12 protein-coding genes are annotated in these 13645 nt (G+C 61.9%); 10 read left to right on the forward strand and 2 right to left on the reverse strand.

Annotation, left to right across the window (positions count from 1 at the left end):
- The first annotated feature begins 82 nt into the window (after positions 1–82).
- Genes J5N58_RS22625 through J5N58_RS22640 form a run of 4 tightly spaced genes read left to right on the forward strand, consistent with a single transcriptional unit; the run spans position 83 to position 3472 of the window.
- Complete coding sequence (locus J5N58_RS22625) at positions 83–1057, forward strand: ABC transporter permease (RefSeq protein ID WP_244713178.1); 975 nt, start codon at positions 83–85, stop codon at positions 1055–1057.
- Complete coding sequence (locus J5N58_RS22630; protein ID WP_244713180.1) at positions 1054–1917, forward strand: ABC transporter permease; 864 nt, start codon at positions 1054–1056, stop codon at positions 1915–1917. Before J5N58_RS22625 ends, J5N58_RS22630 begins: the two co-directional genes overlap by 4 nt.
- A complete protein-coding gene (locus J5N58_RS22635) occupies positions 1914–2723 on the forward strand; it encodes an ATP-binding cassette domain-containing protein (RefSeq protein ID WP_113443650.1) in 810 nt (269 codons plus the stop codon). The genes J5N58_RS22630 and J5N58_RS22635 overlap by 4 nt, the downstream gene beginning before the upstream one ends.
- Positions 2720–3472, forward strand: coding sequence for an ABC transporter ATP-binding protein (locus tag J5N58_RS22640; RefSeq protein WP_113337983.1), 753 nt, complete (start codon positions 2720–2722; stop codon positions 3470–3472). Before J5N58_RS22635 ends, J5N58_RS22640 begins: the two co-directional genes overlap by 4 nt.
- A gap of 52 nt (positions 3473–3524) precedes the next feature.
- Here the strand turns inward: J5N58_RS22640 and J5N58_RS22645 are convergent, their stop codons facing one another.
- Positions 3525–4691 carry a dihydrodipicolinate synthase family protein gene (locus J5N58_RS22645; protein WP_162758893.1) on the reverse strand — a complete coding sequence of 389 codons (1167 nt, stop codon included), beginning with the start codon at positions 4689–4691 and terminating at the stop codon, positions 3525–3527.
- Between the two features lie 248 nt (positions 4692–4939).
- Between J5N58_RS22645 and J5N58_RS22650 the strand changes: the two genes are divergently transcribed.
- Genes J5N58_RS22650 through J5N58_RS22670 form a run of 5 tightly spaced genes read left to right on the forward strand, consistent with a single transcriptional unit; the run spans position 4940 to position 10885 of the window.
- Entirely contained in the window at positions 4940–5986 is a 1047-nt protein-coding gene (locus J5N58_RS22650; protein ID WP_113443647.1) for a LacI family DNA-binding transcriptional regulator, read from the forward strand.
- Entirely contained in the window at positions 5983–6987 is a 1005-nt protein-coding gene (locus tag J5N58_RS22655) for a Gfo/Idh/MocA family protein (protein WP_244713189.1), read from the forward strand. Before J5N58_RS22650 ends, J5N58_RS22655 begins: the two co-directional genes overlap by 4 nt.
- A gap of 10 nt (positions 6988–6997) precedes the next feature.
- Positions 6998–8611: an acyl CoA:acetate/3-ketoacid CoA transferase gene (locus J5N58_RS22660; protein ID WP_113443645.1), complete on the forward strand. Its 1614-nt coding sequence runs from the start codon at positions 6998–7000 to the stop codon at positions 8609–8611.
- Positions 8604–9377 (forward strand): enoyl-CoA hydratase/isomerase family protein, encoded by a 774-nt coding sequence (locus tag J5N58_RS22665; RefSeq protein ID WP_113443644.1) that lies wholly within the window; start codon positions 8604–8606, stop codon positions 9375–9377. The genes J5N58_RS22660 and J5N58_RS22665 overlap by 8 nt, the downstream gene beginning before the upstream one ends.
- Complete coding sequence (locus J5N58_RS22670) at positions 9377–10885, forward strand: aldehyde dehydrogenase family protein (RefSeq protein WP_244713191.1); 1509 nt, start codon at positions 9377–9379, stop codon at positions 10883–10885. Before J5N58_RS22665 ends, J5N58_RS22670 begins: the two co-directional genes overlap by 1 nt.
- Before the next feature lie 58 nt (positions 10886–10943).
- Here J5N58_RS22670 and J5N58_RS22675 read toward each other — a convergent pair whose 3' ends face one another.
- The gene (locus J5N58_RS22675) at positions 10944–11996 is read right to left on the reverse strand and encodes a LacI family transcriptional regulator (RefSeq protein ID WP_112827862.1); all 1053 of its coding nucleotides are present in this window, start codon (positions 11994–11996) and stop codon (positions 10944–10946) included.
- A 323-nt stretch (positions 11997–12319) separates the two neighbouring features.
- On the opposite strand from J5N58_RS22675, the gene J5N58_RS22680 reads away from it, so the two are divergent.
- Positions 12320–13561, forward strand: a complete 1242-nt coding sequence (locus J5N58_RS22680; RefSeq protein WP_113337991.1) for an ABC transporter substrate-binding protein — start codon at positions 12320–12322, stop codon at positions 13559–13561.
- The last annotated feature ends 84 nt before the right edge of the window (positions 13562–13645 follow it).

The raw sequence follows: 13645 nt of genomic DNA on the forward strand, positions 1-13645 counted from the left end.
AAGCCGCGGGTATCGCCTGCTGCGTGCTCGACAGCCGGCGCCGCCCGAACTATTTTCGGGCGGCATTTCGCGTCCATGAAAGGTGGCGGCCATTCTTGCCTATCTCGTACGCCGGTCGGTGATCCTCGTCCTGTCGGTCCTGATCGCCGCAGCCGTCCTGTTCCTGCTGCTGCGGCTGCTTCCCGGCGATCCTGCGAATGCGCTGGTTTCCGTTGGGGCGGACCCCGAGCAGATCGAGGCTGCTCGCAGGCAGGTCGGCTCCGACCTGCCTGTTTCGGAACAGTTCGTCCGTTTCGTATCGAGCCTTGCGCGCTTTGATTTCGGCAACTCCTTTATCAGCGGTGCACCCGTCTTGGCGGAGATCGGCAAGCGGCTCACGCTCACCGTCCCGCTTACCCTGCTTGCCTTCGTTCTGGCGATTGTCATCGCCCTGCCACTCGGTATCATCGCGGCGGTCAAGCAGGACCGCTGGTATGGCGTTCTGCTCTCGGTTGTCTCGCAGCTCGGCATCGCCGTGCCGGTGTTCTGGATAGGCATTCTTCTTGTCGCAGTTTTCGCGGTCAATCTGAGGCTCTTTCCCTCCGGCGGCTTTCCGTCTCGCGGCTGGACGAATGCGCCGGCGGCGTTTCATGCGCTTGTGCTGCCGGTGATTACCATCGCCCTGGTGATGGCTTCGTCGCTGATCCGCTACGTGCGCTCCGCCACGCAGGATGTGCTGGGCAGCGACTATCTCAGGACGGCGCGGGCGCTCGGTTCCGGATTTTCGGAAGCACTGATCCGTCACGGTATCCGCAATGGCGCGGTGCCGGTGATTTCGATCCTCGGCATAGAACTCGCCTCGACCCTTCTCGGCGCGGTCGTGGTCGAGCGCGTCTTTTCGCTGCCGGGGCTTGGGTCGATGCTTCTGCTGGGCATCGAGCAGCGCGATTATCCGAATGTGCAGGGCGTGTTGTTCATCTCCACGCTTCTCGTGCTCCTTGTCGGCTTCGCCGCCGATATCGGGCAGCGTCTGATCGACCCGCGGCTGCGTGGCAGAGCGACGGGGGCAAAGGCATGACGTTCGACAATCCGGAATTGCCGGTCTCTCTTCCTCACGAACGTTTCAGGGTTTCCGCGAACTTCCTGCTCGGGAGCCTTGTGGTCGGGCTTCACGTCCTTCTCGGGCTCGTCAGCCTGTTCTGGACCCCCTACGATCCGACAGGCATGGTCGGCGGGCGCCTCGAAGCGCCATCGCTCCTCCATTGGGCGGGAACGGACCGGCTCGGCCGTGACCTGATGACCCAGATCATGATCGGTTCGCGCATCGCGCTGGTGGTCGGCGCGGGAGCGGTTACCATCGGCGCGCTGATCGGCGTGACGATCGGGGTGATTTCCGCCTTTGCGACGAGAACCCTTGATGATGTCTTCGGCGCCACCTTCGATATCCTGATCGCATTCCCGACCCTGCTGGTCGCCATGCTGATCGTGGCTTCAAGCGACGGCGCGAGCCTCTGGACGGCGATCCTTGCCATCGGGATCGCCAGTTCCGCGATCATCGCCCGGCTGACCCGCATCCTTGCCAAGCGCGTGCTGGCCATGGACTACATCACCGCTTCGCGCGTTTCGGGGACCTCGTGGCCGGCCGTCGTCTTCATTCATGTGCTGCCGAACATCTGGCCGACGCTGATCGTCAATCTGGCGCTGCAGTTCGGTCTTGCCGTCATCGCGGAAGCCTCGCTTTCCTATCTCGGGCTTGGCGCGCCGCCGCCGAATTCGTCCTGGGGACGTCTTCTGCAGGAAGCACAGGGGACAGTTTATACCGCGCCCTTCGGCGCGGTCGCTCCAGGCATTGCGCTGGTCTCGCTGGTAATCGGCCTTAACCTGCTCGCGGACGGCCTGCGCGATTTCGGAGATCCAACCCGCAGGAGGCGCCGATGAGCGATATCCTCAAGGTCGAAAACCTGACGATCAGGGCAGGCGGGCGTGTGCTCGTCTCCGACGTATCGTTCTCCGTTTCGGCCGGCGAACGCGTTGGCCTGATCGGAGAATCCGGTTCGGGAAAGTCGCTAACCGCGCTCGCCGCCATCGGTCTTCTCGCGGATGGCATGTCTGCTGAAGGTTCGGTTCGTCTCGGTGACAGAGAGGTCATCGGCGCGTCTGACCGCGAACTCGTTCCGCTTCGGGGGGATGTCGCCGCAACCGTGTTTCAGGAGCCGTTGACCGCGCTCGATCCGCTGATGAAGATCGGGCGGCAGGTGGCGGAAGTGGTGCGCCGCCGCCGTCGCCGGGATGACTTGAGCCTCGACAGGTCGGCCGTCGATGGTGAAGTGATCGGCCTGCTGGAGCGCGTGCTTCTGCCGGATCCGGCGCGCATCGCAAATTCCTGGCCGCATGAGATTTCCGGCGGCCAGCGCCAGCGCGCGGCCATCGCCATGGCGCTTGCCTGCCGGCCCAGGCTCCTGATCGCGGATGAGCCGACCACCGCGCTCGACGTGACCACCCAGGCGGAAATCCTGAAACTGCTCGAAAGCCTCGTCCGGGAAAGCGGAATGGCGCTACTGTTCATCAGCCATGACCTACCGGTGGTGGCGATGGCCGCAGAGCGTGTCGTGGTGCTGCAGCAGGGTAGGCTCGTCGAGCAGGGACCGGTTGGAGAAGTGTTCCGCCGTCCGCAGCACGCTTACACGCAAGGTCTTCTCGCTGCCGCGCGCTCCTTCGATCAGGCCCTCAGGAGAGCGCTATGACCCTGCTCGAGATGAAGAACGTCACCTTCGGCTACGGGCGCGGACAGCGCGTGCTTGACGGTGTGAGCCTTAAGGTCGAGGCCGGCCGCAATCTCGGCATTGTCGGTGAATCCGGTTCCGGCAAGACGACCATGCTGCGCCTGCTGTTGGGGCTGGCGAGCCCTGTCGCAGGCGAGATCGCACTGAAGGGCGGGGCGGTCGATCTTGCAAACCGCGCGTACATGCGGGATTTCCGGCGTTCGATGCAGGCGGTTTTTCAGGACCCTTACTCCTCGCTCGATCCGCGTCAGTCGGTTTTCGATATCATCGCCGAGCCGATCCGGTCGCTGAAGACGGGTTTCGATCCGAAACAGGCGGTTGCCGAGGCGCTGGCTTCCGTCGGGCTGCCTGCCGATGCGGCATCCCGCTATCCGCACGAATTTTCCGGCGGACAGCGCCAGCGCATCGCGATCGCCCGCGCTATCGTTTCCCGGCCGGAAATCATCCTTGCGGACGAGGTGGTCAGCGCGCTCGATCTTTCCACTCGCGTGCGGATCGTCGAGCTCCTGAAAGAGTTGTCGAACACCGTGACGCTGGTGCTGGTATCTCACGACATCAGCCTCGTCGCGCTGCTCTGCGAGGAACTGGTCATTCTCGAGCGGGGTCGGATCGTGGAAAGCGGCCCGACCCGGGAGATCCTCGCAAACCCGAAGAACGCCTATACAAAGAAGCTGCTGGCCAGCACACCGCGCTTTCCGGAATACGGTTGAGATTTCATCCGTTCCGGTGTGATCGAAAACGGTGAGAGAAGCCCGGCCGGCCTCACTCGATGCCGTAAACGCCGAGCAGGCTCTTCATGCGTTTTGCCGCAAGCTCCGGCTTGTCGAGTACGTTCGCCCGGTCGGCCAGCCGGAAGATATCGGCATAATGCAGGATCCCGCGCGCCGACTGCATGCCGGCCGGCAGGCTGAAATGCGATTGATGCCCGTTCAGCCACGCAAGGAAAACGACACCTGCCTTGTAATATTGGGTCGGGCTTTCGAAGATCTTGCGGGAGAGGGGTACGGTCGGTTCGATCACCGCGCGGAAGGTTAAGGTATCGCCGGCCGCCAGAGCCGCAAGCGCCTTTGAGGCGGAGGGGGCGACGGCGTCGAAGATGCCGAGCAGCGCATGGCTGTAGCGCGTGCCGTCTCCCTCGATCAGTTCGGCATAGTTGAAATCGTCGCCGGTGAAGCAGAGCACGCCTTCCGGCAGGCGGCGGCGCAGTTCGATCTCCTTGGCGTTATCCAGCAGGGAGATCTTGATACCCTCGACCTTGTCCCTGTTCGCCTCGATGATATCGATCACGCAATCGAGCGCCGCCTCGAAGCTCTGCGAGCCCCAGTAGCCGGCTAGCTGCGGGTCGAACATCTCTCCCAGCCAGTGGAGAACGACCTTGTCTTTGGTCTGGGACAGGATGCGTCCGTAGACATAAGCATAATCTTCCGGCGACTTGGCAACGCGTGCCAATGCACGACTCGCCATCATGATGGCGCGGCCGCCGTGTTTTTCGATGAAGCCGATCTGTTCCTCATAGGCGGCGATGACATCGTCGAGCGAGCGGGTGTCAGCGGGCGCGAGTTGGTCGGTGCCCGCGCCGCAGGCGAGATCGGCGCCTTTCACCGACCGTGCTTCTGCGAGCGAGCGGCTGATGAGTTCCTGCGCTCCGACCCAGTCGAGGCCCATGCCGCGCTGGGAAGTGTCCATCGCTTCGGCGATCTTGAAGCCGAGGCTCCATAGATGGTGGCGGAATGCCATGGTCGTTTCCCAGTCGACTTGGGGCCGGTTCCAGGGATCTGCATCACGAAACGGATCGGAGACGACATGAGCCGCCGCATAGGCAATGCGATTGAAAACCGGCGGCGAGGCGGGGCGGGCAATCGGCGTCCCAACCAGCTGATACTCGCGAACGGTTTCGCCTTCATCGGGCAGTTTCAGGCTCTCGGTCATCTTCATCCTCCTCTGAAGTTTTTGCTGAATAATTTGGAACGTTCCAAAATTCAAGAAATTTCTTTCGATCAATCAATGATGGTTAAGTGGCGTTGTGGCGGATGATTTGTGGAAAAATTAGAAATATTTCTTCGTTTTTAGCGATCTAGCTACCTGGCGCAGAGATTCCATGGATTGGCGCTTGACATATTTGGAACGTTCCAATTATCTAGCGCCAAGAACGGACGAAAGTCCCGGGAGGAGAACGGATGAGCAAGGGACGGGTCACCGTCGTCGATATCGCGAAGGCGGCCGGTGTGTCGAAGTCGACGGTATCGCTCGTCCTGCAGGGTTCTCCTCTCGTAGGGGAGGCGACCCGGGCCAAGGTCAACTCCGCAATGCGGGATCTCGGTTATGTCTACAATCGCGGTGCGGCCAACCTGCGCCAGTCGAATGCCAAGTCGAAGATCGTCGGCGTTGTCGTCAACGATCTGACCAACAGCTTCTTTGCCGAGCTTGCGGTCGGCGTCGACATGGTCGTGCAATCGGCCGGCTTCGTGCAGTTTCTCGCCAATACCGGAGAGAGCATCGACCGGCAGAGCGAGGTGATCGCCTCGATGCGCGAGCATGGGGTATCGGGCCTGATCGTCTCGCCTGCGCGTGGAACGGCAGCGAAGGATCTGAAGCCGCTCGTTGCCGCCGGCATTCCGGTTGTGCTTGTGGTGCGCAATGTGCCGGGCGCCAAGGTGTCGTCTCTCGTGTCCGACAACCGGGCGGGAACGGAGGCTGCGGTCGAGCATCTGGTTTCACTTGGCCATCGTCGCATCGCCTTTATCGGCGGCTTTGCCGATACCGTGGTCTTTGCCGAGCGCCTGGAAGGCTATCGCGCGGCCATGGCTGCTGCGGGACTGGAATTCAGCGCGGATCTGGTCGTGCCGTCCGCGCCGTCGCGGGCCGGTGGCGTGGAGGCGATCGGCCGGGCGATGCTGCTGGCGGAAAAGCCAACGGGTGCAGTCTGTTTCAATGATGCAGCTGCTTTTGGCGTCTGCGATGGTCTTCGGGCGCGGGGGTTGGAGCCCGGCCGCGACTTCGCCGTCGTCGGTTTCGACGATGTGATCGAGGCGCAGACGGCAGTGCCGGCGCTGACGACGATTGCGGTCGATCCGCAGGGCATGGGCCGGCGCGCTGCCCAGCTTCTGCTGAAGCAGATCAATGCAGACAAGGCGGATGCGGAAGCAATCACGGGCGCTGTGCGCCTCGTGGTCAGGGAGAGCTGCGGCGCCGGACAGGGAATATTCGGGAGGAAGATGGCATGACTGTCCGATGGGGATTGATCGGCGCAAGCACGATTGCCCGTGAGTGGGTGATCGATGCGATCCGCGCGGCCGGAGGCGACGTCGTCTCGGTCATGAGCACGAATGCCGAGCGTGGGCAGGCTTACGCCGCGGAAAACGGTATTCCCAAGGCCGTTACCAGTGTCGAGGAACTTCTGGGCGATGCCTCGGTCGATGCCGTCTACATTTCCACCACCAACGAGCTTCATGCGCCACAGGCGATCGCTGCCGCCAAGACCGGCAAGCATGTCCTCTGTGAAAAGCCGCTCGCTCTTTCGCTGGAGGATGCGCATGCGATGGCAAAGGCCGCAACCGATGCCGGCGTGATCCTGGGGACCAATCATCATTTGCGCAATGCCGCCAGCCACACGGCCATGCATCAGGCAATCGCGGATGGCCGGATCGGCAAGCCGCTTTCCGCTCGTGTTTTCCATGCGGTCTATCTGCCGCCGCATCTGCAGGGCTGGCGATTGGACAAGCCGCAGGCCGGCGGCGGTGTGATCCTCGATATCACCGTGCACGATGCCGATACGCTTCGTTTCGTGCTCGGCGAAAATCCGGTCGAGGTGATCGCCTTTTCGCAGACTGGCGGCATGGGCAAGGCGGGTCTGGAAGACGCCGTGATGGGCGTCATGCGCTTCGAGTCCGGACTGATCGCCCAATTCCATGACGGCTTTACCACGAAGTTCGCGGAAACCGGTTTCGAGGTGCATGGCACCGAGGGCTCACTGATCGCTCGCAATGTGATGACCCAGAAGCCGGTGGGTACCGTCGTTCTGCGCGACGCGTCCGGAGAGCACGAGCTGCCTCTCGATCAGCACAACCTCTATGAGACGGCGCTCAAGGCTTTCCATGCCGCCGTCGTTGGCGAAGGCAAGCCGTCGGCAACGGCCGAGGATGGCATCTGGTCGCTGGCTACGGGGCTTGCGGTCGTCGAGGCAGCGAAGGCCAGCCAGGCAGTCAAGGTCGAAACGGGATTTTGAGTTCACGTCCATGAGCAAGCATATTACTCCGGCGGAAGCCGCTGCCCTGATCCCCGATGGCGCCATCGTCACCGTTTCCTCGTCGAGCGGTCTCGGTTGCCCTGATCTCATGCTGAAAGCCATCGGCGAGCGCTTCGAGGCGACCGGCCATCCACGCGAGATTACCACACTGCATCCGATTGCGGCCGGCGACATGAGCGGCATCAAGGGTGTCGACCATATCGCCCGCAAGGGCCTGCTCGCGCGTATCATCGGCGGGTCCTACCCTTCCGGACCTTCGACGGCAGAGCCACCGCTGATCTGGCAGATGATTACCAACAACGAAATTCCGGCCTACAACATTCCCTCGGGCATCCTGTTCGACATGCATCGCGAAGCCGCTGCGAAACGGCCGGGCGTCCTGACCAAGGTGGGCCTCGAAACCTTCGTCGATCCCGCGCGTCAGGGCTGCGCCATGAACGAGGCCGCAAGCCGCGAACCGGTGGTAAAAAAGCTGCCGTTCGAAGGCGAGGAATGGCTTTATTTCCCGGCCATCGTGCCGAAGGTCGCAATCATCAGGGCAACGACCGCCGACGAGCGCGGCAATCTCACCTATGAACACGAGGGCGCCTATCTCGGTGGTCTCGATCAGGCGCTCGCCGCCCGCAACAACGGCGGCATCGTCATCGCCCAGGTCAAGCGGATCACCAAGGAAGGCTCTCTGAAGCCCCATGATGTCCGGGTGCCGGGCATGCTGGTCGATTATGTCGTGGTCGATCCCGACCAGAAGCAGACGACCCAGACGCTTTACGATCCTGCGATCTCGGGCGAAATCTTCCGCCCGCTGGACAGCTTCCGTGTGCCGGAATTCAATATCCAGAAGGTGATTGCCCGCCGGGTCGCACAGGAGCTTGAGGCCGGCAGCGTGGTCAATCTCGGCTTCGGCATTTCGGCAAACGTGCCGCGCGTCCTGCTGGAAGAAGGTCTGCACGGCTCCGTGACCTGGGCCATCGAACAGGGTGCCGTCGGTGGTGTGCCGCTTCTTGACTTCGCCTTCGGCTGCGCCTCGAATGCCGATGCCTTCATGCCGTCTCCTTATCAGTTCACCTATTTTCAGGGGGCAGGCTTCGATGCCTCGCTGTTGTCCTTCCTGGAAATCGGACGCGACGGTTCGGTCAATGTGTCGAAGCTCGCTTTCCGACCGCATGTGACGGCAGGTGCCGGCGGGTTCGTCGATATCACGGCACGGGCACGGAAGATCGTCTTCTCCGGCATGTTCAATGCGGGAGCCAAACTTGGCATGGAGAACGGCCAGCTGGTCATCGAGAAGGAAGGCAAGCTTCGCAAGCTCGTAAACGAGGTCGAGCATGTGACCTTCTCCGGCAAGCGAGCCATCGAGCAGGGGCAGGACATCACCTATGTCACCGAGCGTTGCGTGATGGAGCTGACGCCCGCCGGTATCGTCGTGACGGAGATTGCTCCGGGCGTCGATCTTCAGGCCCACATTCTCGACCAGTCGGAATTCCCGCTGATCGTCGCGGATGATCTGAAAGTGATGGACGCCGCTCTCTTCGCGGAAGCGCCGATCGGCCTCTCACTGCCAACAAAGCCGCAGCGGGTTTTGGAGGGTGTCTTCCATGGCTGAGGTTCGCATCGACGTTGAAGGTGCGGTGGCGATCCTCACCGTTTCCCGCCCCGAGAAGCTAAATGCGCTCGATATCGACATGCTGAAGGCGCTTGCTGCGGCCTGCGACACGGTGGAAGCCGATGGGCGCATCCGGGTGGCCATCTTGACCGGTGATGGCAAGGCCTTTTCCGCCGGCGGAGACATCAAGGCATGGAGCGGCATGACGGCCAACGAGTTTGGCCATGCATGGGTTCGCTTCGGCCATCGCGTTTTCGAGCGTCTGGCAACATTACGGGTGCCTCTGATCGCCGCGATCAACGGACATGCGCTGGGTGGCGGGCTCGAACTCGCCGGCGTTGCGGATATCAGGATTGCCGAGCGGCAAGTGAAGATCGGTTTGCCTGAAACGAGCCTCGCCATGGTGCCGGGATGGTCGGGAACGCAGCGGTTGGTGCATCGGTTTGGCGCTCAGGTCGTCAGGCGAATGGTGCTGGGCGGCGAGATGTTCAGCGCGGAAGAAGCGCAGTCGCTCGGTATCATAGATGCCGTGGTGGACACCGGAACGGTCCTCGATGCCGCGAGGAGCTATGCCGAACGCGTTGCGCAGCGCGGGCCGGCGGCGCTTGAGGTGGCGAAGCTGATGATCGCTGTCGCCAATGGAGAAGACGACGGTTCTGCCGTGGAGGCGCTTGGCTCGATCCTCGTTGCCAAGACTGCAGATCTGAAAGAGGGCGTCGCCGCATTTGGCGAAAAGCGCCCCGCTGTATTCAAGGGAGAGTGGTGATGACAATTCTGGTGAGCCCGAAGGCGCTTCTCGACCTCAAGGTCCGTGATTTCAGGATGCTGGTCGATGGCGCGTGGGTGTCTTCCGCCGATGGCGGCACAATCGAACGCACCGCACCGAGCCATGGCGTGGTCGTCAGCCGTTTTCAGGCCGGCACCAAGGCCGATGCGGAGAAGGCGATTGCCGCCGCCCGTCGTGCCTTCGACAAGGGACCCTGGCCGCGCATGACGGCATCCGAGCGTTCCGCCATCCTGCTGAAAGCCGCTGATCTGATTGCTGCTCGGCTGGAGGAAATCGCCTATCTCGATGCCATCGAGGCCGGCAAACCGATTACGCAGGTGCGTGGTGAAATCGCCGGTGCCGTCGATATCTGGCGCTATGCCGCAGCGCTTGCGCGCGATCTGCATGGCGAAAGCTACAACACGCTTGGCGACGGGACGCTTGGCGTCGTACTGCGGGAAGCCATCGGTGTCGTCTCGATCATCACGCCGTGGAATTTCCCCTTCCTGATCGTCGGTCAGAAGCTCCCCTTCGCACTGGCTGCCGGCTGCACGACGGTGGTCAAACCGTCGGAACTGACCTCGGGTTCGACGCTGGTGCTGGGCGAAATTCTGGCTGAAGCAGGCGTCCCGGCTGGCGTGGTCAACATTGTCACGGGAACCGGCCCCGAGGTCGGCGCGGTCATGACGACCCATGCCGAGGTCGACATGGTGTCGTTTACCGGTTCTACCGGTGTCGGCAAGCTGACCATGGCCAATGCCGCCCAGACCCTGAAGAAAGTATCGCTGGAACTCGGCGGCAAGAACCCGCAAATCGTCTTCCCGGATGCCGATCTCGACGCCTTTATCGACGCCGCGGTGTTCGGCGCCTATTTCAACGCCGGCGAATGCTGCAATGCCGGTTCCCGCCTCATTCTGCATAAGAGCATAGCGAGCGATGCGATTGAGCGTATCGCCGAACTGGCGAAAAAAGTGCGTGTCGGCGATCCGCTCGACCCGACGACCCAGGTCGGCGCGATCATCACGCCGCAGCACATGGAAAAGATTGCCGGCTATGTTTCGGGGGCGAAAAGCGGTGGCGCGAAGGTCGCTCATGGCGGAGAAGCGCTTGAGCTCGGCGTCGGCCAATTCATGGCGCCGACCATTCTCTCCGAGGTAACACCGGCCATGGCCGTCGCCCGCGAGGAGGTTTTCGGGCCGGTTCTTTCCGTCCTGACATTCGAAACCGTCGAAGAGGCGATCGAGATTGCCAATGCGGTCGACTATGGCCTGTCAGCCGGCGTCTGGAGCCAGAATTTCGATACCTGCCTGACGATCGGGCGGAAGGTTCGAGCCGGCACGATCTGGATGAACACCTTCATGGACGGAGCGTCCGAGCTTCCCTTCGGCGGCTACAAGCAGTCCGGACTCGGTCGCGAACTCGGCCGTCATGCGGTGGAGGATTATACCGAAAGCAAGACGCTCAACATGCATATCGGTGCCCGTACCGGCTGGTGGATGCCGCGCTGAGGTCGTCATGATGAAGCCCTGGACCCAACATCGGAGAATGCGACGGGATACCGGCAGTTCAGTCTGCGATGGTTTCGAAGCTTGGCTGCGGCGGCTGCAGGATCTGCAGCGTGTCGGCCGCCTCGCCTCTGATGCGTCGCAGCAGCAGCTTGCCGAGCTCCTCGCCGGCAGCGGTCAGGTCTTCGTAGATGGTTTCGATGCCGGGTTGGATGTCGCTGAGCAGGCGCGAGGTCTGCTTCGCCACCATGTCGAACTCCCGGCCAAGGGTCAAACCGGCCTCGCCAAGCCCGGCAAGGGCCGCAAGAGCAGAGACTTCGCCGGGACAGATCAGTCCGTCTGGCGGATCGCTGAGTGCCGCTCGTTCGCGGAAGTGGTTGCGGATTGCGCCGGCCGGAGAATCGAGGTCGAGATCCTCGGGGATCTCGAAGGATGCGCCGGCCTCGCGAATAGCGGTCATGAAGCCGTGGCGCATATGCTGGCTGAAGGTCAGGTTGCGCGGCGGCAGGATGATGGTAAGGCGCGACCTTCCCTTGGCCAGAAGCCGGCGTGCGGCCTCATAGGCAAAGGCGAAGCTGTCGAAATCAACATAGGGATGGGGTGTCGAGAATTCGCTGCGCCCATGGGTGACGAAGGGGAAGTCCTTTTCGATCAGCAACCGGACGCGAGGGTCGAGCGGCTCGGTGCGGGTGAAAATCAGCCCGTCCGCCAGATTGTTGCGAATGATGTAGTCGACGGCTTCCGCATTCGAGGACTTCACGAAGCTCGGCATGACGATCAGGTGATAGGGCGTGCCGGCAAGCGCTTGCGTCAGGCCAAGCATCAGCGAGGTGCCGAACCCGAGGATTTCCTCATGCGGGTCGAGCAGGACGCCCACGACATTCGTCCGACCGGTTTTCAACCTCTGGGCGGCGCGGTCGGGCATATAGCCGACATCCGCAGCGGCCTGATGGATGCGGCGGCGCGTATCGATGTTGATCAGAGGATCATCGGCAAGCGCGCGGGAGACGGTAGTTACGGCAAGTCCGGTCAGCTCTGCAATGGTTCGCAGCGTCGGCTTTGCGGATTTGCGTCTTCGTCCTTCCTGGCTCGTCGGGGTATCGGTTTTCGGCACGATCTTGGCGCTGGTATCTCTATGTTCGAAGGTCGGAGCCTACTCCGGGCGGCCGTTGTGTTCAATCGGAAAGTGAAACGTTATAATTTCCGACCAAAAAGATACCGAGAGCAGTTCGCCTGGCCTTATTTTCCTTATTTTGATGCGCTGCACAAATAATTCTCGGGAGTGATGGAGTTGCTGAAACGGCTATTGACTCACAGGAATTTATAACGTTTCAAATTGGTGGGCGAGAAGGACGTCCATAAATATGCCCGCAGGCGAGGAGCGAGGCGGGCATCGGCGGAACATCCGCATTTGAACTTGCAAACGGGAGGATTACGATGCGCAAGTTTCTGACGACGACTGCAGTGGCATTGACGATGATGGCCGGGATTGCCCAGGCCGCCGAAAGCGTCGAAGTGCTGCATTGGTGGACTTCGGGCGGCGAGGCTGCTGCCCTCGACGTTCTCAAGAAGGATCTGGAAGCCAAGGGTATCAGCTGGACCGACATGCCGGTCGCCGGCGGCGGCGGCACTGAGGCGATGACCGTATTACGCGCCCGTGTTACGGCCGGCAATGCGCCGACTGCCGTGCAGATGCTCGGCTTCGACATTCTCGACTGGGCCAAGGAAGGCGCGCTCGGCAATCTCGACGAAACCGCTTCCAAGGAGGGCTGGGACAAGGTGATCCCGGCTGCGCTGCAGAAGTTCTCCAAGTATGACGGTCACTGGATCGCTGCGCCGGTGAACGTTCACTCGACCAATTGGCTGTGGATCAACAAAGCCGCTCTCGACAAGGCTGGCGGCACGGAACCGGCGAACTGGGACGAACTGATCGCGCTCCTCGACAAGTTCAAGGAACAGGGCATCACCCCCGTCGCGCACGGTGGCCAGCCCTGGCAGGATGCGACCATCTTCGATGGCGTCGTGCTTTCGCTCGGCGACGATTTCTACAAGAAGGCCTTCATCGACCTTGACCCGGAAACGCTAGGTTCCGACAAGATGAAGGAAGCCTTCGACCGCATGACGAAGCTGCGCTCCTATGTCGATGACAACTTCTCGGGCCGGGACTGGAACCTTGCTTCCGCCATGGTGATCGAAGGCAAGGCCGGCGTGCAGTTCATGGGCGACTGGGCCAAGGGTGAATTCATCAAGGCCGGCAAGAAGCCGGGCGAAGATTTCGTCTGCATGCGCTTCCCGGGTACCCAGGGCGCAGTAACCTTCAACTCCGACCAGTTCGCCATGTTCAAGGTTGCCGCCGACAAGGTTCCGGCACAGCTCGCCATGGCCTCGGCAATCGAAAGCCCGACCTTCCAGTCGGCCTTCAACGTGGTCAAGGGTTCGGCCCCGGCCCGTACGGATGTTCCGGATACGGCCTTTGACGCCTGCGGCAAGAAGGCGATCGCCGACCTCGCCGACGCTGACAAGAACGGCCGCCTCTATGGTTCGATGGCCCACGGCCATGCCAACCCGGCGGCTGTGAAGAATGCGATCTACGACGTTGTGACGCGCCAGTTCAACGGCGAGCTTTCTTCCGAGGATGCCGTAAAGGAACTCGTCTCCGCTGTCGAAGGCGCGAAATAAGCCGGAGAAATCTCCCGGTCTCTCTCCCCGGTTTCCGGGGAGAGAATTTGCCAAGGGCTCCGGTCCCTGCCCCGCTCTTCGCGT

It is taken from the genome of Paenirhizobium cremeum, assembly GCF_022884085.1.
GTDB classification, from domain to species: Bacteria; Pseudomonadota; Alphaproteobacteria; order Rhizobiales; family Rhizobiaceae; genus Allorhizobium; species Allorhizobium cremeum.